Source organism: Moorena sp. SIO1G6, from assembly GCF_010672795.1.
GTDB lineage: Bacteria > Cyanobacteriota > Cyanobacteriia > Cyanobacteriales > Coleofasciculaceae > Moorena > Moorena producens.
The window spans coordinates 45,065-62,695 of the sequence record NZ_JAAHFZ010000028.1 but is presented as its reverse complement, the minus strand read 5'-3'; the positions used below and the strand labels follow the sequence as shown (position 1 = coordinate 62,695).

Below are 17,631 nucleotides of genomic sequence, written 5' to 3'. Positions count from 1 at the left end.
GCGATCGCTTTCTTGGTGCGCGTTCCCTATTGAGGTAAAAAGTCAGCTCAGATGAATTGTAGGGTGGGCAAAAACATTTTGGTTCACATCAGTCTTCTAGATAAGATAACTTTGCCCACCCTACTTTAATTGGTATTTTTTTTATAAGCAAGTCCCTAAAAAGTCAGCTCAGATTAATTGTAGGGTGGGCAGTGGGTACTTTGGCGATGGCAAGCACATGACTCGGTTTGATGCACTGCCCACCCTACATCTACTGTATGCACTTGACGAAATCCTGCGCTATATGCTACCTTTCCACTGTAGAAAGCTCGGGCTACCTGGAACCAGTACCAGCATCCTTGCTATCACCAAATGGACCAAGACCATCATTAGGAGGGTAGAAGCCACCCTTCTTCGGAGGGTTTCCGCTAAATGGGTTGATTGGTCGCTCACAACCATTATTCACGCCCACCAAAATACCTTCAGGTATAGTCCATTCAGGTATAGTCCATTTGTTGTTGTTGTTGTTGTTGTGGCACTCAATGACTACATAAGCTCCCTTATCTATTCTTAGTAAGTCACCACGATAAAGTTCTTCACCTATCGATACAGGAATGGAAACGTTTTCAGATAAGCGGAAGATCTTACCCACTCCCTGAGCTGTGTCCACAGTTCCTAGAGGTAATTGATCGGCAATAAGTTTATTGGTAAAACCTTGTGCAACGGTAATACCAACGATTGTAAAAGCAGCTACTATGTGTTTCATTGTTTATTGGGCAACTGTTTAGTTAACCCAGTTTCTAAGCGCTGTCTAGCTTGGTCAATCCATTGGTCTTGATCTATATTATAACTGGAGGAATATCCCAGGCAATATCTCCAATTATTCATTATTTCCGTGTTTTTTTCACCTGCTTCTTCTAGTACCTGGGCTAGCAAACAGTAAGCTGGAGCCTTTTCCTTATCTAAATTAATAGCATCCTGGAGATGACGTTTTGCCTCAGCATAGCGATTTTGTTTTAGCCGAGCCCACCCCAGGTTTTTCAGTAAATAGTATTTCACTTGATCATTGTCAGTATTTTCAATTAGGTCTAGACCTCGTAGTAATAAAGAACTAGCTTGATAATATTTTTCGTCGAGAATATACATTCTTCCTAAGTTATTATAAGCAACTTCAAAGTCATCTTGGACAGCAATTTTGTATTCAGATAAAGCCTTTTTATTTTCTTGTAGTTCCTCATAAACTAATCCTAATTTATAATGAGGTTCAACGTCATCAGGATTAAGGAAGAGTGCTCGTTTGTAGCTTGATATGGCGGCAGCAAATTCCGGAGGACTATTTTCAACAATGTATCGATCACCAAGATTTTTGTAAAAAACGGCAATCTGAGGTAATGACAAACGAAAGGTAACAGAAATTAGTAAAATACTGAAGGCAATGCCACAACTTACTTCTTCCCAAAAATATTTAGGAATATTTAAACGGGTAAGAGCACGTTTGATTGACTCCTGTCCAGGTTTTGTTAAAGCGCTTCTACCGGCCAATAGTGTTAGGACGCTCTGAGTAGCAGTAACAAAAGCCCCTAAGGTCTCTGGTCCACCAGTCAGAAAGCGTGAGGAAATGTCTACTGTTAAGCTCAACGACGATGTTAGAAATACAACGGTCAGTATTTTCCATAGCCAGTCAAGATAATCCCATCGATGCTTTGGAGGTTTGAAGAACCACCACCAAGCGTCTACTTTAGGGTTCAAAATAGAATGCCATTCAGTTAGATCGACTACTGTGGTAATCTTATTATTCTCTTTCTTTAATCGGTTATCTAGATCGTTAACCTTAATCAAGCTTCCTGTAGGAATCTGTGATTGATTGCTTAATTTGGCTTGAACCGTATCACGAGCAGTCAAAACCTCTAGAACTATTTCTTTTGATGGCGAGCGGAAGGATCCCACTTTGGAAGAAACATACCGCATTAAGCTGTATGATTGTGATTTTACCGCCCACTTAAAAAGATATATTTGCCAAAATGGGATGCTCCCTGACGAGCTAGTGTCTTCAAGTTTAGTAAGTGCATCAGTATAACGTTGAATAGCAGACTCTAACTCTGACATAGCAGAGTTAGTCTTAGGAGTTTCTTCTGGCATAAGCTGACTTGACGTCTGATTTCCCTCTAATTTCAGCCTCCCGTTCCACCAACCTCCTCTCAAATTCAGCCATTGTCTGAATGATGGGAATGTTTTCAGCACAGTCAAGGTAATTAGCGATCGCATCAACAATCACATCAGTCTTTGACCTGCCAGTTTGCTCAACCTAGCAGCTATTGAGTTATGGGAGAAGGGTTGGAGGAATCTTAATGGCAATTTGAGGTTTATTCACAGCATAAATCTAAAGTAGCGCTATATTACCATTTGTATGACTAAGTGTTGCTATTGCTGTATTAATTCTTAACATTATGGTTAATCCCGTCTGGAGGTGTTTCTGCCCACCGACATCAACTAGTCCGTTGGTGGGCAGTGCGTAGTCATGCGATTGACCGTAGGTCACGCTACGCGATGCTCCGTAGGAGCCGCTAAAAGCGATCGCAAACAAATGAATCGGTGTGATGCACTGCCCAGCCTACATTTACTCCCGGGTTTATTTTAAGGATTAGGCTGACGGCTGACAGCTGTTCGCGTAGCGTGAGCTTTTAGCTCACGGCTGAATGCTTAAGAGCAGGGAATAAGGGAATCACTCCTGAACTGCTTGGCTCAACATCATTAAATAATAAATTTGTTTTTCCTACATAAGCTTGATTAGGGAAAACAATAGTAGATTTTTCGGTAGCTAGGCAAATATTAGCGATGTAACCAGCAATGCGACTGCAATAGAACATAACTGTCATCAGTTGATCAGGAATTCCTAGGTTTTTCCATAAAACACCAGAATAAAAATCTACGTTTGGTTTAATCTTATCGAAGTAAGGAATAGTATCTATTTGCTTATGCATTTCCCTCGCAATATGCATGAAAGTATCTCCCTTTCCTTCTTCAACCATTTGGTTGCAGATTTTGCCGAGAATTCTGGCTCTAGGGTCTATCCCTTTGAATTCAATATGTCCTAACCCAGGGATTTTCTGTTTTTTATCCAGGGATTGCTGGATATAATTTCTGATCTTGTCTTCTAGGTCTCCATCAGCATCAGCAATTTCCTGAAACATCTGCAACACCCTGAAATTAGCGCCCCCATGTTTGTCTCCAGATAAGGCGTTTAAGGCGGAGATTAAACTTCTCCACATTCCCGTACCATTGCTAATATTTTGTTTAGCAGCAAATGTTGAGGGACTCAAGCCAGCGTCTGCATGCAACACCATCAGTGTATCCATCAAAGAGCGTTGCTCATCGGTTACTTTACCGAAACCGCAGATCATCCCCAGGAGATTATTGATATAATCATAATTTTGTCCATAACAGCCAACGTCTTGGGGCAATACCAAAGGCTGCTGTTTAACATGTTGTAGGATCATCCCTACCAGAATAGGAGTTATGGCAAGAGCCTTCAATATTGCTTCCAACTGTTCGCCTTGATTCCGTAAAGGCAAAGAACATTCTCCGGAAAGATAGGATAATCCAGAACTTAGAATAGCGACGGGATTAGCATGGGGAGAAAAGGAAGAGATTACACTCTTGAGTCCCTTAATAATTTTCTGATCCAGAAGAGAGTTTTTGGCCAGTTGCTCCTTAAACCATTGTTTTTCCTCTTGGCTGGGGAGATGTGATTCATATAACAAAATAATGGTATCTAAGTAATCGCAATTATCGACTACTAATTGGATCGGAATCCCCCGGTAGTATAATTCTAGAGCTCCGGCATCTAAATAACTTAGACTGGCTAATTCAGTAGTTGTGTGCCTGAGTTCGGAATCGTAAATTTGATAGCCTGTAGTTTTTGCTACTGTTTTCCCACAGATTAGTGTTTGTCCTGTCTTGGTCAAGTATATGGGAATAGGGTGAGATGAACCATCGGGTAAGATGATAGTGAGATGAGAATGTTCCATTTTTACAATCACCTAATAATCCTATCGATCAGCTAACTTCAGAGCTATCAAAAAACATCTCAAAATGGATCCAAAAGCCCACCAATTAGTATGGGTTTATACTAACTTATAGATTCTTGGTATCAAGAGATACAAAGTTTTGCTATAACTAGCAACTTTTGTGATTAGCATCCACTCCAAATATAGCATATTGTAAACAAAAATAAACACGATCAGCAAAAAATTGTTTATGGTGAGAATAAAAGAAAATTTTACAGTCAACAATTTTGGCTAGATTTTGGTAATTAAGACCCCTTATGTCCAAAGACAATACTGAAACGTTTCATCTTCGCTTTCTGCGATTAGCTACTGTCAATATCCTCTCCAACATCGCGATTCCCTTAGCAGGGTTAGTAGATACCGCATTTTTGGGACACTTAGCAGATATTAACTATTTAGCTGGGGTTGCTCTAGCTACAGTTATCTTCAACTTGGTCTATCGCAACTGTAACTTTCTGCGGATGGGCACTACCGGACCAACGGCTCAAGCGGAAGGACGCTTTGACCAAGATGGCGTTACTTTAGTACTTCTACGTAATGGTTTAATTGCTTTAACCCTCGGACTACTCATTATCTTGTTACAATATCCCCTTAGAGAGATTGGCTTTACCCTACTCAGCGCTGCACCTGAGGTTAAAGCTGCTGGACAAGATTACTTTAATGCTCGGATTTGGGGAGCGCCTGCAACCCTACTCAACTTGGTCTTAATCGGGTGGTTTCTAGGCCGGGAAAAGAGCAGCAAAGTATTGGTGTTGTCAGCTATTGGCAATGGAGCGAATATCATACTCGATTACCTGCTGATTATCCGTTGGGGCTGGGCAAGTGCAGGGGCTGGATTTGCTACGGCGGCTGGCCAGTATCTGATGTTACTTATGGGCATGATTTTCATAGCTACAGAAAATGGCTATCCTCAAATGCTAGCGCTAGTAGACAGGATTTTCGACCTAGAGGCTATAAAATCGACTTTTAAGTTGAATGGAAATATCTGGATACGCTCTATTGCTTCAACCATCACCATTGCTGCCTTTACTGATTTGAGTGCTTATTTGGGCACGATGGTGCTAGCTATCAATACTTTACTGTTGCAGGTGATGATCGTGACCTTCTACTTTATTGAAGGATTATCCTTTGCGACGGAAAGTATAGCAGGGAACTTTCGCGGTCAAGGCTTGACCAACAAATTTCCTTCTCTGTTGCGCCTATCTGGAGCAAGCAGCCTCGGCATAGGACTAACCATAGCTTCCTTATTTGTCCTCCTGCCAGATCCTCTGTTTGGGTTGATGACCAATCATGGAGAGGTAATTGACGAACTTCACCATTATCTTCTGTGGCTACTTCCCTTTCTAGGACTGAGTTCTATGGCTTTTATGTTAGATGGGTATTTTTTGGGCTTAACTGAAGGAGCTCTGCTTCGCAAAGGTGTTGTAACCGGTAGTCTTGTTGGTTTTCTCCCTGTAGCTGTAGCATCTTGGTGGTTCCACAGTAGTCAAATCTTATGGCTGGCTATGTGTTGTTATATGGGAGTAAGAGCCTTAGCCCTGGCAGTTCAAGTCCCAAAAACCATGAGGTCTGAGAATATTTAATCCCATAAGTGTTGAATAGGGAAGAGTGTGGGGAGATGGGGAGATGGGGAGATGGGGAGATGGGGAGATAGGAAAGATTTTGATAGTGTTTATCATAGTTATGAGGTACAGGAAGTACAGTCAAGTGTCTTACCCTGATTCCCGATTCCCGACTCCCGACTCCCGACTCCCGATTCTAAATTCTAAATTCTAAATTCTAAATTCTAAGTTCCCTACTCCCGACTCCCTTTCCAAAAAAGTACTTGACAAATCTACCTAGTAGTAGGTAGTATAAAGTCATGAAACAAAAAACTGCTCAACAAATCCTAGAGGTAGCTCAATCCATGGTGCGCAACCGAGGCTACAGCGCCTTTAGTTACGCGGACATTGCCCAAGAAATAGGTATTCGTAAGGCTAGTATCCATTACCATTTTCCCAGCAAGGATGATTTGGTAAAGGAATTAGTGAAACGATACCAAAAAAACTTCGCACGGAAATGTCTTGAGATTGAGCAACAAGGAAAAACACCCCAAACACAATTGAGAGAGTTTGTGAATCTATATCGAGATGGTTTGCAAGACAATAAAATTTGTTTGTGTGGAATGTTGACAGCAGATTTAAGTGTTTTAAATTCCGAAATCCAAGTAGAGATCAGAAGTTTCTTTTCTGTCACTGAATCTTGGTTAGCTAAACTATTGCAGAGTGGCTGTGAAACCGAGGCTTGGCAGTGTAGTAAATCGGTGGAAGTGGAAGCAAAAATGCTACTTTCTATGTTACAAGGAGCGCAATTATTAGCCCGTGTTGCAGAAGATAGTAGTGTTGCTTTTGATCAGATTACTAGTGCATGTCTGGAAGATAAGCTAAAGGCCTTTGGCCACGCTACGCGAACAGCGGTTAGCGATTAGCTTAAGCGCTACAGGTAATAGCGTCAAAGCCTGTTCCAGGGTACTTAACTGTTGAATAAAATAAGCTGACAGTTTGACCCGGTGGTGCGTTACGGGACGGACTATCCTAATACTGGCTAGGGAGAAAATCAGGGTAAGCCCGTCCCTAACGCACCCTACGCGGCTGAAGGCTGACCACTGATCGCTGATAAAGGAATAATTTTTTTTATTCCTTTATCTACCTTTTAGTAGGTAAGCAAACATAATCAATCAATTAAGGAGATAATCATGACACAAGCATTTGCCGGACAAAAAATCATTGTTGTTGGTGGCACCAGTGGTATGGGTAAAGCGGTTGCTCAATTAATTCTTCAGCAGGGTGGTGCTGCGGTTTTAATTGGCTCACGTCAGCCTAAACTGGAAGAAGCAGTAAAGGAACTTAGCGAATATGGAACGGTAGTGGGTGAGTTAGCTAATATCTCTGATCCACAGATAAGGAATGATTTAATTAATCGTTTAAATACCAATCATAGTGATGCCACATTACTAGTCAATTCAGCAGGAGTGTTTCTCCCTAAACCGTTCATTGAGTATGAAGAAAAGGATTATGACCTCTATTTGGATATTAATAAAGGAACCTTTTTTATCACTCAGGCGATTGTCAAAAATATGATTAAGAATGGCAAACCTGGTGCAATAGTTAATATTGGCTCGATGTGGGCGAAACAAGCGATAGAAGCTACTCCGTCTTCTGCCTATTCTATGGCTAAAGCTGGTTTACACTCCCTAACCCAACATTTAGCCATGGAACTAGCCAAATATAATATTCGAGTTAATGCGGTATCTCCGGCAGTAGTAGAAACTCCCATTTACGAAGGTTTTATCCCCAAAGAACAAGTCCATTCTGCCCTAGAAGGATTCAATAGTTTCCATCCCATTGGCAGAGTAGGAACACCTACCGATATTGCTGAAGCTGTTGTTTATCTACTTTCTGAGAAAGCGAGTTGGGTAACTGGCGCTATCTGGGATGTAGATGGTGGTGTGATGGCTGGACGGAATCAGTATAACTAGGCTTAATAAGGGTGCATCTCATATTTATAAAAAAAGGGGAGATGGGGAGATAAGGAGATCAGGAGATCAGGAGATAAGGAGATAGGGAGATCAGGAGATAGGGAGATCAGGAGATAGGGAGATGGGCAGATTTTTATTAAGGGTATAATTGATAATTAATCTAGGTAAAAGTAAAGTAAAAAAAGCGATAGCGTAGCGGCTATTTCAGAGGCTATCTTAATATTTATTACCTCTTAAAAAAGTTTTTACCTCTCCCCACACTCTTCTTATTTATTTCCTATAACCATACTTCAAAATTTCCTCACAATATTATAATATTATGACACTTTTATACCTATTTTATTAAAAACAAATATAAAACCTCTTGACAAAAATAATTATAATAATTATGATTATAATATGCAAACGAATTCAAGTTGTTAATCAGGTTTACAGACTTTGTTCCGAATCCTGACAATAATCCAGAGTATCTAATTCCGGGGAATACTTCTCAGATTTTTTTCGGGAAGAAAGAACCGGTTGAGCACAGGCTTAAGGGCTCCCGTAAGGCAGTAATGAATACTATCTATTCCCTGTATACCCAGGGCTACGCACAACTTTATGAGTGGACTCCTCTTGAGCCGAGTGGCATTCCTGGAGAAGTGATTAGTACTTTGACCAGGTACCTAATTCTGGATTAAGATTTTAAGCAGCTGGGGGGTTTTCCCCCTAGCTATAAGACCAGGTCTAATCAAGTAGGATAAGGATTGGACTGGTCATGGAACAAAGTCACATAACATAAGTAGTGAAATCGACTTACTGTGGATTTCCGCCAGCCGTGGAAATAATTTCTACGGCTATTTTTTTTATGGTTAGCAGAAGGTTAGCAGGTTGAAGGTTAGCAGGTTGAAGGTTAGAAGGTTTAAGGTTAGGAGTTTGTTCGCGAAGCGTGGCCTTTTGGCCAAGGTTAGGATGTTGAAGGTTAGAAGGTTGAAGGTTAAAAGGTTGAAGGTTAGCAGGTTTAAGGTTAGGATGTTGTTCGCGAAGCGTGGCCTTTTGGCCAAGGTTAGCAGGTTGTTCGCGAAGCGTGGCCTTTTGGCCAAGGTTTACTGTTGAAGGTGATCAGAATCTACATTCCGCACTTCAAAATCTAGTATCAAAGAAATCTAAAAAAGACTCCCAACTAATGACTAACCACAATCCTAAATTACTGGAAAGCAAAATAGCAGAAGTCAAGCGGCTCCTTAAAGAGAGGATTCAACTACACGTAAACGATCCCAGAGTCACCGATTACGGGGAAAAATTAACCGAGGTAATTGGTTCGGATCTTATAACGGCTAAGGCTATACTCAATGCCTGTGACCAAGAGGAGCTGTTCTGGGTCAGTGAAGTCTTCGAGGATATCTCTGCCAAGCTTCAATCCCGCTCCTTTGTACTATTCTTGATGGAACTGGATGAGAAATACCCAGACATACATATGGAAGGAGAAATCAAGTACGCCAAATTAGTCATTGGTTGGAAAGACTCTTAACATGCATAAAGTGCGCCTTAGCCTGTAGGTTTGGTTGAGGTACCAAACCCAACATTTGCACTAGCTTTGTTGGGTTTAATTAATTACAAAGCGTCAGTAGTCAGGGGCGAAATTTGAAGAAGGTGGGTTACGGTGCGGATAAAAACTGATTGGTAATTCCTCAAAATCATGGCCGCACCTAACCCACCCTACGAACTTAATAAAAATCTCCCCATCTCCCCATCTCCCCACACTCCTATTTCTTCACTCCAGACTGCACCCGCCACAGCATGGCATAAATTCCCTGTTGCTCTAACAACTTTTCATGTCGTCCTTGCTCTACTAATTTGCCTTGGTCGATTACATAAATACAATCAGCATTGCGGACTGTGGACAACCGATGAGCGATCGCAATGGTTGTGCGATTTTGGGTAATCTTTTCTAGGGAGCGCTGAATGGCGGCTTCGGTTTCATTATCAACGGCGGAGGTGGCTTCATCTAGAATCAAGATTGGGGGGTCTTTCAATAGTGCTCGTGCGATCGCAATTCGTTGCTGTTGTCCTCCAGATAGTTTCTGACCCCGCTCTCCCACAATGGTGTCATAGCCTTGGGGCAGTTCCATGATAAATTCATGGGCTTCTGCGGTCTTAGCGGCAGCAACTATTTCCTCGGTGGTGGCATCAAAGGTGCCGTAGGTGATATTCTCTTCTACGGTGCCGTGGAATAAAAATACATCCTGGCTAACTAGACCAATGGCATGGCGTAAGTCTTTGAGCTTGAGCTGTCTGATGTCAATTCCATCAAGAGTGATCGAACCTGCTTGGATTTCGTAGAGTCTTAATAACAGTTTGACTAAGGTACTTTTACCAGACCCTGTGGAACCTACTATGGCGATAGTCTTGGTGGCGGGAATGTGAAGGGATAGGTTTTGTACCACAGGGGGGCGATTACGGTAGGCAAATGTGACATTATTTAATACTAATTCCCCCTTAACCTCAGACCTAGGTAATGGTGTATCCCCAGAGTGCATGGCAATTGGGGTATCCAGCAGATTCATTACCCTAGTGGTGGATGCCATGGCCCGTTGATACTGATCGAGGGTGTTACCCAGTCGAGTTAATGGCCACAGCAAGCGCTGAGTCATGAAAACTAAGACACTGTAGGTGCCTACTGCTAGTTCCCCGGCGGCTGCGGACTTACCACCGTAGAGCAGAATTCCGGTAAACCCAAATAGGATTAACATCCGAATCAAGGGGACAAAGGCAGCAGAAAATGCGATCGCTTTCTGGTTACTGTGCTGATACCCTAGACTTTGTCTCTCAATCCGCTTAGTTTCATAGTCTTCCGCTGTAAAGCTTTTAATGGTAGTAATCCCAGTTAGATTATTAGCTAACTGTCCATTGAGTAACCCTACCTTTTCCCGCACTGCTGCATAACGGGGAGCAAGCAGACCTTGAAAGGTAATCGAACCCCAGAGGATAAAGGGGATAGGGATCAGAGTTATCCAAGCTACATTGGGAGCAACGATAAAGAAGCCCGCACTGACAATAATAATGCTTGTGGTTACTTGAAGAATTTCGTTGGCACCAATATCCAGAAAGCGTTCTAGTTGGTTGATATCATCACTGAGGATAGACATCAATCCCCCTGTACTACTATCTTCAAAATACGCTAGTTCCAACAATTGCAGATGAGAGTAAGCATCTAGGCGCAATTCGTGTTGAATGGTTTGAGCCAGATTCCGCCATAATCGTTGGTAAGTATATTGAAAGACCGATTCCAATCCCCAAACAATAAAGCTGAGGAATCCTAGGAATACCAGTTGGCTAAAGATATCCGTTACTCCTAGATGGGCAATCAAGGAATCTTGTTGTTTGACCACCACATCCACTGCCATCCCAATCAAGACCGGAGGGGCTAAGTCAAAGATTTTGTTGAGGATTGAGCATGCGATCGCTTTCCAGATTAGGGAACGATGGGGCTGAGCGTAACCAATCAGCCGCTGGATGGGAGAGTTAGAATGCTTACGCTGATTTGGTTTTGACGTTAACCTTGAATTGAAAACGGTAATTAACACGACTTGGCAAGAATTAGAGTATTTTAGCAAAAGTGAGATACACCCTGCTAGAATACCCTAGTCAATTATCCAGGAGAGAAGTGTTTACTATATAACTCAGGTTTTGGGATACCACTTCATTCCCTCTAGCTCCATACTTGCTTTGTGCGGGACTTGCCGCCCCCCAAGTCGCGAGACAACTTTTGAACCGGTTCACCTGCCAAGCGTTGATGGGCATCGTCTAAAAGAGCAGGAATTTTATCCGCGTGAGGGCTATGGCGCAAACAGTCGCTTAAATCAATTTCCTTGATATTTTCAGCCCTAGTACCGGGATGCCAGAAATCGGCATAGCCAAGGAGGTTGTACCGCATTTTTGCATATTCAACCAGGTCATAGGCGATCGCCAGATTTCTTAACCACAGAATCATCGGTATATTAATCCCTTTGGGAGTTTTATGATGAGGAGGCAAACCAATATGCCAGGTACGCCACCACTCTTCTCCCAAACGAGCGATCGCCGCCTTCTCCAAACGCTCCACAATGGGTGGTAAAATTTCCTCTGCCCGATCTAACAAATCCAATACCTGAACATGTGCGTCAAAATCCGACGGTCGTGCAGCCCCCAAACTCAGCGTCTTGACCTGATGATGGCTCAGACAAAACAGATCGTTAAACATCATAGGATGAAGGGGATGGCACAATTCCACCAAACGCTTGGGTGGAGTATGCAACATTCCCCCTTTATCCGAGGGGCTAATAATAAATACCCCCATGTCATGACGATCGGCAGCTTCGATGGCTGGCCAGTTGAATTGATTGATGTAGTACCAGTGCAGGTTAACGTAGTCAAAGCGATCAGTTTCAATGGCTTGAACAATTAGCTCGGTTGGCCCATGAGTTGCAAAGCCGATAAATCGAGCCTTCCCTTGTTTTTGTAACTCCCGCGCCCGATCTAGGCACCCTCCGGGACACAAGCTATCTTTGAAGGCTTGGGGATCATTGATTCCATGTAGGGTCAGCAGGTCAAGATAGTCTACCTGCAAAAGAGATAAAGATTTTTCAACTTGACGCTGAAATTCTTGGGAATCTGAAATGGGGGTAATTTTCGTTTGAATTAGCACTTGGTCTCTAGGTAACTTAGAAAGCGCCCATCCCAACTGCATTTCAGAGGTTCCATAGGTACGACTTGTTTCAAAATGATTAATTCCCACTTCGAGGGAACGACGAATAATAGCTTCTAAATTTATCTGATTTTTTTCGGGAATTTCTGAGGGAGAAAGCTCATCCCAGGTGCAGTGAAACCGCATGCCGCCGCAGGAAAAAACGGGCATTTGCAACTCAGTTCGCCCAAATCTTCGATATTTCATCACTCGCTACTCAATTTCAATTCTTATAATTAAAAGATTTGGCATCCTTACCAGTATAGTTCATAACGATATCAGCCTAAGCGCAAGAAAAAATGGCTCATAATATGCATTGGACTAGATATCGGTTGATCGTGGATCGAAACCCCTATAATCTCGTAGGACTTTAGAAGCAACAGAGTTAATTTGTTAATAGTTTCTCGGTTTTTGTATCAATAAGCCTAGGCTTATTGATGCTTGGGCTTACCCGTGAGGGATATACTTTATTTTTTAATCAACAGACTCTAACTATAATATCCCTAGACTATAATTCATCAACAAACTAACCATTGAATACTCCTAGCCACGCCATTATTAACCTTGCTGTTTTGAATCACCAGGCTCAAATTCAGGCAGCTTTACCGATTACAATTGGTGCTATTTTACCCGATGCACCAATTTTTATCCTTTATATCTGGGCAAAATTAATTCGTCGTCAACCAGAGTCCCAGATTTGGTCACAAACCTACGAATTGCCCTTTTGGCAGAACCTTGTTGCTACCTTTCATTCCCTGCCCCTAGCCCTGTGTGGAGTGATGATCAGCCATTACTGGGGATGGCAACTTTGGGAAATTCTTTGTTGGAGTATGATACTGCACTCCTTATTAGATTTACCAGTTCACAACGATGATGCTCACCGGCACTTTTTTCCTGTTAGTAACTATCGTTTTATTAGTCCTTTCTCTTACTGGGACCCCAAGCATCATGGTTATACCGTATCCACAGTGGAAAAATTGTTGGTGTTAGTAGCAACAATTTTTACTTTCTCTATAATTCACTCTTGGATAGGTAAAAGCTTACTAATTGTTGTGAATGTGTTGTACCTGATAGCATTTTTATATTTAGTTAAGTCCAAAGTCGTAGAATTGCTATATCCATCAATTAGTAGTTAATCTACCAAAAAAATATATCCCACATTCCTCACGAAGTGAAGAATGTGGGTTCAGATTCAAACGGTAAGCAATAGCCTACCCTAGGTAATCAAAATTCCACTAATGCCTAGTGCTATCATGCTTAGTGCTAATTAGAACGATGTGATGTACAACTTGCCAGTATTATTGTCGATTACAATACTTTGTAAATCTGCACCATCAGGAGCAGTAGAAGCATCAGGAAGTTCAGTGATCTGAATGGTAATTGGATTCTTTGAAGTAGAGTATATTTTCAGAGGGCGATTCTTAGTATCGATATTATTGATACTGCTGTATGCTCCTATAATCATGTACTTTGTAGCATTTCCAGTTACACCCAATTCAACACGTGGTCCTGTAGTTTCAGAGTCAGAAAATCGTGCCTGATATCCAGCATTGGCTGGGGATGCAGCACCAAGCAAGGTAAAGCATACCAACAATAACGAAACCACAAGAGATGCAATTTTTTTCATGATTATTTTATCCATTTTTTTCCATGGGGTACCTAACAGTAATTATTACCAATTCGGCTTCGCCAAAAAATATATTTTGGGATATATCCAGAAATAGTTTTGGGAGTATTTCGATGCCAACACTGGTTATATAATTAACCGCCAAAACCAAACTATCAAAGCCTAGAGAGTATGTCAAGCTACAGCGGTTTGCAATTAAATTAAGTAGTTCTGGTTTTTTAGGGAGTTTATGTAGGGTGGGCAGTGCTATAAATAGATAACATAAGCAAGTCAATCCCGTTGCTAGGCACTGCCCACCAACGGGTTTATATTTATTGAAGATGTAGGGTGGGCAGTGCTAGAAACAGATAACATAAGCAAGTCAATCCCGTTGCTAGGCACTGCCCACCAACGGGATTAATTCACTCAGCTCAATTCCGCTCGGATTGTTTCCACCCGTTTCCGATTAACTCCCAAATCTGATTTTCCTAAACGGGAGGCGGAGCGAACATGGATTACCTTAGCACTGTCATCCAACAAAAATTCTACATCATCCACAAACCCCATTAAAGGAGTAGTGAATTGTGCGTAAAGATAGTTGTCTGTTTCTTCAATAATTTGTGTTCGTTCTAGGTTTTGGATCACAGTTTTTAGCTTAGCTATTGCTTCGGTAGGGGTTGAGTTGTAAGCTAAAGGTTCAATACCATGCTCGGCATCTTGGCTATAGCTGCTGACACAGTTAGGGCTATTTGGGCAAGGTGCTAATTGCCCTGAGGACTGAATCCCAATATTGGTGGGTTGTTTTCCTGGAAATTTCATCAACGATTCTCCTGAAAGGGCAAAGGTAGATCCTATGGCAACAATAGCGACTAATACTAACGATATTAATACTACTAGTATTAGTCTCAAGGGTGATAGTTTTTGGCTTTGTACAGTCATAAAGCGTTTGTATCTGGGTTATCAACACAATTGCTGAAAAAGGCAATATAAGCATTCAGCAGTCAGCCGTCAGCCGTGAGCTAAAAGCTCACGCTACGCGAACAGCTTTGTGGCACAGGCTTCTAGTTTGTGGCACAGGCTTCAACGCTGTGACATAACTCAGATTAAACTTTTGCTGACCTGTTTTATTCAAAAGCTGATAGCTGATAGCTGATAGCTGAATGCTTACTAGGCAATATCGGAAAGAGGTCTGGAGTTTGATTGGACAATAAAACAAGACCTCCTAGGTTTACATCTCAAATACAAACACTATATTAGTAATATCATGTCTGGTTGACTAATAGCGATCTTAAATGAATTGTGATAATTTTTAATCTGAAGTTCCCTGCTCCCTGCTCCCTGCTCCCTGCTCCCTTTGCTGTATTATCAAAAAAATTGGGGTTAGTAAGGGCAAAAGCCAAAGTTCAACACTTCTCCATCGTTTCTGGGTCGAATTCCCCTTGCAACATCGCAATCAGACATCGTCCAATGTGGTAAGCCAAATTAACAGGGACCGCATTACCTATTTGCCTGTACCTCGATGATAGAGAACCGGTAAATTCCCAATCATCGGGGAAGCTCTGAATACGTGCATATTCCCTAACTGTCAACGGTCGTGTTTCTTCAGGATGACACCGCTCGGTCTGTTTTTGAGCTGGGTTACAGGTTAGAGTAAGGGAAGGTTCTTGCCAAGAAAGCCGCCTAGCCATACCGGTTTTGCCGCCACCGAGATAGAAACTCTTTTTCATATACTCTTTTTGAAGCTCTATTGGTAAGTTCCGCCAATAACCTCCTGGTGGTATTAACTCCATAATTTCTTTCTTGCGGGTAGGGTATTTTGCTCCTATTGATTTAGGGCAATCTTTGAGCACCTCCCTCAGGGAAATAGTGTAGTCCTTTTCCTGAGGAAATATTGCGTTTAGGTCTAAGTCTTTTCTGACCGCAATGATAATTACCCTCTCCCGCTTTTGGGCAACATCTAGAAACTGCGCTCTGAGCAACTTATAGGTAGGGTTGTAACCTAAATCCTCTAAGGTTCGCAGCATGGTGGATAAGGTTCTGCCTTGGTCATGGTGGATCAGACCTCTAACGTTTTCAACTAGTGCTATTTTCGGCTGTACTTCCTTGACACACCGTGCAAACTCAAAAAAGAGCGTCCCTCTAGTATCGTCAAAACCTTTACCTAGACCGGCATAGCTGAAAGCTTGGCAGGGCACTCCACCAGCCACAATCTCTACGTTGTCCTTGTATTTGGTAAAATCAACATTGGCTATATCCTCAGGTATGATTTTCCAGGAAGGTCTATTCAGCTTCAGAGTGTTTACGCAGTCTTTATCAATCTCCACCAACAGCTTGGTGCTTAAGCCAGCATTCTCAAAACCCAGTGCCATGCCTCCACACCCAGCAAATAACTCAATTACTCTGAAGCTAGTGGGTTTGCTCTTGAGAACACGAAACTCAACCCCAGTAGCTAGTCCTAGATACTTCCTTTGAATTCGTTTTAACTCTTCAATATCAAAAAAGCGGTAGTTTCGTTCAGACCGCTTTGCCCTCAGCAGCTTTTTCTTTTCCCACCTACGTATGGTATCGGAGGAGACACCCAAGATTTCAGCAGCTTCCTGAACCGTAACTAGGTCTTGAACAGTGCCAGATTTAGTGTTTGCCATACCCAATACGCTCTAATATAACCGTTGCATAATGCAATGGTTACAAAAAACGGGATACAGATCAACTAAATTCCTGAATTACTTTATCCGCCCCCCGCTCCTTTGGTTACGACCTAAACCTAGAACAGCTAATGATATAGCTAGTTACTATGTAAGTCCTGTTCGATTCAATCAACTACCATCAAACAAAAACCATTTGAGGAGCCAGCAATACCCCAGAGGTTGAGGATATCACCTTACCAATACCCAAAAAACTGCCATCTTCGTGATACACTTGCAAAGGAATTGTGGGAGTTTCAAGAGTATCATCCCCAGAGATACGCTGTCCCAAACACCAGCGACGGGCTTGATCAGCGGACAAGGTTACAGAGGGTAAGTGCCCCAAACCTACACTAGGGGACACTGGCTGGAATAGGCTTTGTTCCAGCTGTTCGGTCAATTCTTCTAATGTCAGACTATCGGCTAAATCAAAGCCACTGCTGCGAGTACGAGTCAGAGCGGCTAGCACACCACCGGTTTCAAGGGCATCTCCTAAATCCCGGGCTATGGAGCGAATATAGGTGCCAGGACCACATGCGATCGCTAAATCAATTTCCGGAAATTCCCCCCCACGCCAATCTAAAACCTCGATCTTCTCAACCTCTACAGTTCGTTCTGGTACCTCTACCACTTCACCAGCTCTGGCTAAATCATACAGCCGTTTACCCTTGATCTGAATAGCGCTATACATTGGTGGCACTTGCTGAATCTTGCCCTCAAACTGTTTCAACAAACCCTTGACCAACTCCAGAGTCAACTGGGCTGCAGACTGAGTAGCAATCACCTCTCCTTCCAAATCATCAGTAGTTGTCCTCACTCCCAGTCTCACCGTAGCCTTGTAGGCTTTATCCTGCTGCATATACTGCAAAAGTCGGGTTGCCTTTCCCAGAGCTATCGGTAAAACCCCGGTAGCAGCTGGGTCAAGGGTCCCGCCATGGCCTACTCGCTTCAGCCGTAGCAGACGCCGCACTTTAGCAACGCAATCGTGGGATGTCCAACCTGCTGGTTTGTTTAAGTTTAGAAATCCTTGCACAATACTCAGATTTTGCACCAAGTTTAAAATTTATCTGTAA

Annotated in this window: 16 protein-coding genes; 6 read left to right on the top strand and 10 right to left on the bottom strand. The window is 42.4% G+C overall.

Features of this window, described 5'->3' with window-relative positions; genetic code table 11:
• Positions 1-313 precede the first annotated feature (313 nt).
• From F6K63_RS23390 to F6K63_RS23380, 3 genes are all read right to left on the bottom strand, one after another.
• Positions 314-745, bottom strand: a complete 432-nt coding sequence (locus F6K63_RS23390; protein ID WP_287296873.1) for a hypothetical protein — start codon at positions 743-745, stop codon at positions 314-316.
• Complete coding sequence (locus F6K63_RS23385; protein WP_287313223.1) at positions 742-2,244, bottom strand: tetratricopeptide repeat protein; 1,503 nt, start codon at positions 2,242-2,244, stop codon at positions 742-744. The genes F6K63_RS23390 and F6K63_RS23385 overlap by 4 nt, the downstream gene beginning before the upstream one ends.
• A 416-nt stretch (positions 2,245-2,660) precedes the next feature.
• Positions 2,661-4,007 (bottom strand): citrate/2-methylcitrate synthase, encoded by a 1,347-nt coding sequence (locus tag F6K63_RS23380; RefSeq protein ID WP_287313222.1) that lies wholly within the window; start codon positions 4,005-4,007, stop codon positions 2,661-2,663.
• Positions 4,008-4,303: 296 nt separating this feature from the next.
• Between F6K63_RS23380 and gntT the strand changes: the two genes are divergently transcribed.
• From gntT to F6K63_RS23360, 4 genes are all read left to right on the top strand, one after another.
• A complete protein-coding gene (gene gntT / locus F6K63_RS23375) occupies positions 4,304-5,629 on the top strand; it encodes a guanitoxin biosynthesis MATE family efflux transporter GntT (RefSeq protein ID WP_287313221.1) in 1,326 nt (441 codons plus the stop codon).
• Positions 5,630-5,907: 278 nt separating this feature from the next.
• Positions 5,908-6,513: a TetR/AcrR family transcriptional regulator gene (locus F6K63_RS23370; protein ID WP_287313220.1), complete on the top strand. Its 606-nt coding sequence runs from the start codon at positions 5,908-5,910 to the stop codon at positions 6,511-6,513.
• A gap of 267 nt (positions 6,514-6,780) precedes the next feature.
• The gene (locus F6K63_RS23365) at positions 6,781-7,563 is read left to right on the top strand and encodes an SDR family NAD(P)-dependent oxidoreductase (RefSeq protein ID WP_287313219.1); all 783 of its coding nucleotides are present in this window, start codon (positions 6,781-6,783) and stop codon (positions 7,561-7,563) included.
• 416 nt (positions 7,564-7,979) lie between these two features.
• Positions 7,980-8,243, top strand: a complete 264-nt coding sequence (locus F6K63_RS23360; RefSeq protein ID WP_008190074.1) for a hypothetical protein — start codon at positions 7,980-7,982, stop codon at positions 8,241-8,243.
• A 171-nt stretch (positions 8,244-8,414) separates the two neighbouring features.
• Here F6K63_RS23360 and F6K63_RS23355 read toward each other — a convergent pair whose 3' ends face one another.
• Positions 8,415-8,645: a hypothetical protein gene (locus F6K63_RS23355; protein WP_131826869.1), complete on the bottom strand. Its 231-nt coding sequence runs from the start codon at positions 8,643-8,645 to the stop codon at positions 8,415-8,417.
• Between the two features lie 83 nt (positions 8,646-8,728).
• Between F6K63_RS23355 and F6K63_RS23350 the strand changes: the two genes are divergently transcribed.
• The gene (locus F6K63_RS23350) at positions 8,729-9,073 is read left to right on the top strand and encodes a hypothetical protein (protein ID WP_287263247.1); all 345 of its coding nucleotides are present in this window, start codon (positions 8,729-8,731) and stop codon (positions 9,071-9,073) included.
• A gap of 235 nt (positions 9,074-9,308) precedes the next feature.
• Here the strand turns inward: F6K63_RS23350 and F6K63_RS23345 are convergent, their stop codons facing one another.
• Positions 9,309-11,123 (bottom strand): ABC transporter ATP-binding protein, encoded by a 1,815-nt coding sequence (locus F6K63_RS23345; protein ID WP_287266155.1) that lies wholly within the window; start codon positions 11,121-11,123, stop codon positions 9,309-9,311.
• A 131-nt stretch (positions 11,124-11,254) separates the two neighbouring features.
• The gene (locus tag F6K63_RS23340) at positions 11,255-12,475 is read right to left on the bottom strand and encodes an aldo/keto reductase (RefSeq protein WP_287266129.1); all 1,221 of its coding nucleotides are present in this window, start codon (positions 12,473-12,475) and stop codon (positions 11,255-11,257) included.
• A 326-nt stretch (positions 12,476-12,801) separates the two neighbouring features.
• Between F6K63_RS23340 and F6K63_RS23335 the strand changes: the two genes are divergently transcribed.
• Positions 12,802-13,404: a hypothetical protein gene (locus F6K63_RS23335; RefSeq protein ID WP_008190084.1), complete on the top strand. Its 603-nt coding sequence runs from the start codon at positions 12,802-12,804 to the stop codon at positions 13,402-13,404.
• A gap of 131 nt (positions 13,405-13,535) precedes the next feature.
• On the opposite strand, the gene F6K63_RS23330 is transcribed toward F6K63_RS23335, so the two are convergent.
• From F6K63_RS23330 to truB, 4 genes are all read right to left on the bottom strand, one after another.
• Entirely contained in the window at positions 13,536-13,895 is a 360-nt protein-coding gene (locus F6K63_RS23330; RefSeq protein WP_287250176.1) for a hypothetical protein, read from the bottom strand.
• Positions 13,896-14,300: 405 nt separating this feature from the next.
• On the bottom strand, positions 14,301-14,693 hold the full coding sequence (locus F6K63_RS23325) for a DUF1499 domain-containing protein (protein ID WP_353737187.1): 393 nt from the start codon (positions 14,691-14,693) through the stop codon (positions 14,301-14,303).
• 584 nt (positions 14,694-15,277) lie between these two features.
• A complete protein-coding gene (dcm, locus tag F6K63_RS23320; RefSeq protein ID WP_287266127.1) occupies positions 15,278-16,519 on the bottom strand; it encodes a DNA (cytosine-5-)-methyltransferase in 1,242 nt (413 codons plus the stop codon).
• 181 nt (positions 16,520-16,700) lie between these two features.
• Positions 16,701-17,591: a tRNA pseudouridine(55) synthase TruB gene (gene truB, locus F6K63_RS23315; RefSeq protein WP_044495314.1), complete on the bottom strand. Its 891-nt coding sequence runs from the start codon at positions 17,589-17,591 to the stop codon at positions 16,701-16,703.
• Positions 17,592-17,631 lie beyond the last annotated feature (40 nt).

Excerpts from the sequence above, each read along its gene's own strand:
- F6K63_RS23390 (WP_287296873.1), bottom strand. The coding sequence starts at position 745 with ATGAAACACATAGTAGCTGCTTTTACAATCGTTGGTATTACCGTTGCA.
- F6K63_RS23385 (WP_287313223.1), bottom strand. The coding sequence starts at position 2,244 with ATGCGATCGCTAATTACCTTGACTGTGCTGAAAACATTCCCATCATTC.
- F6K63_RS23380 (WP_287313222.1), bottom strand. The coding sequence starts at position 4,007 with ATGGAACATTCTCATCTCACTATCATCTTACCCGATGGTTCATCTCAC.
- gntT (WP_287313221.1), top strand. The coding sequence starts at position 4,304 with ATGTCCAAAGACAATACTGAAACGTTTCATCTTCGCTTTCTGCGATTA.
- F6K63_RS23370 (WP_287313220.1), top strand. The coding sequence starts at position 5,908 with ATGAAACAAAAAACTGCTCAACAAATCCTAGAGGTAGCTCAATCCATG.
- F6K63_RS23365 (WP_287313219.1), top strand. The coding sequence starts at position 6,781 with ATGACACAAGCATTTGCCGGACAAAAAATCATTGTTGTTGGTGGCACC.
- F6K63_RS23350 (WP_287263247.1), top strand. The coding sequence starts at position 8,729 with ATGACTAACCACAATCCTAAATTACTGGAAAGCAAAATAGCAGAAGTC.
- F6K63_RS23340 (WP_287266129.1), bottom strand. The coding sequence starts at position 12,475 with ATGAAATATCGAAGATTTGGGCGAACTGAGTTGCAAATGCCCGTTTTT.
- F6K63_RS23330 (WP_287250176.1), bottom strand. The coding sequence starts at position 13,895 with ATGAAAAAAATTGCATCTCTTGTGGTTTCGTTATTGTTGGTATGCTTT.
- F6K63_RS23325 (WP_353737187.1), bottom strand. The coding sequence starts at position 14,693 with ATGAAATTTCCAGGAAAACAACCCACCAATATTGGGATTCAGTCCTCA.
- dcm (WP_287266127.1), bottom strand. The coding sequence starts at position 16,519 with ATGGCAAACACTAAATCTGGCACTGTTCAAGACCTAGTTACGGTTCAG.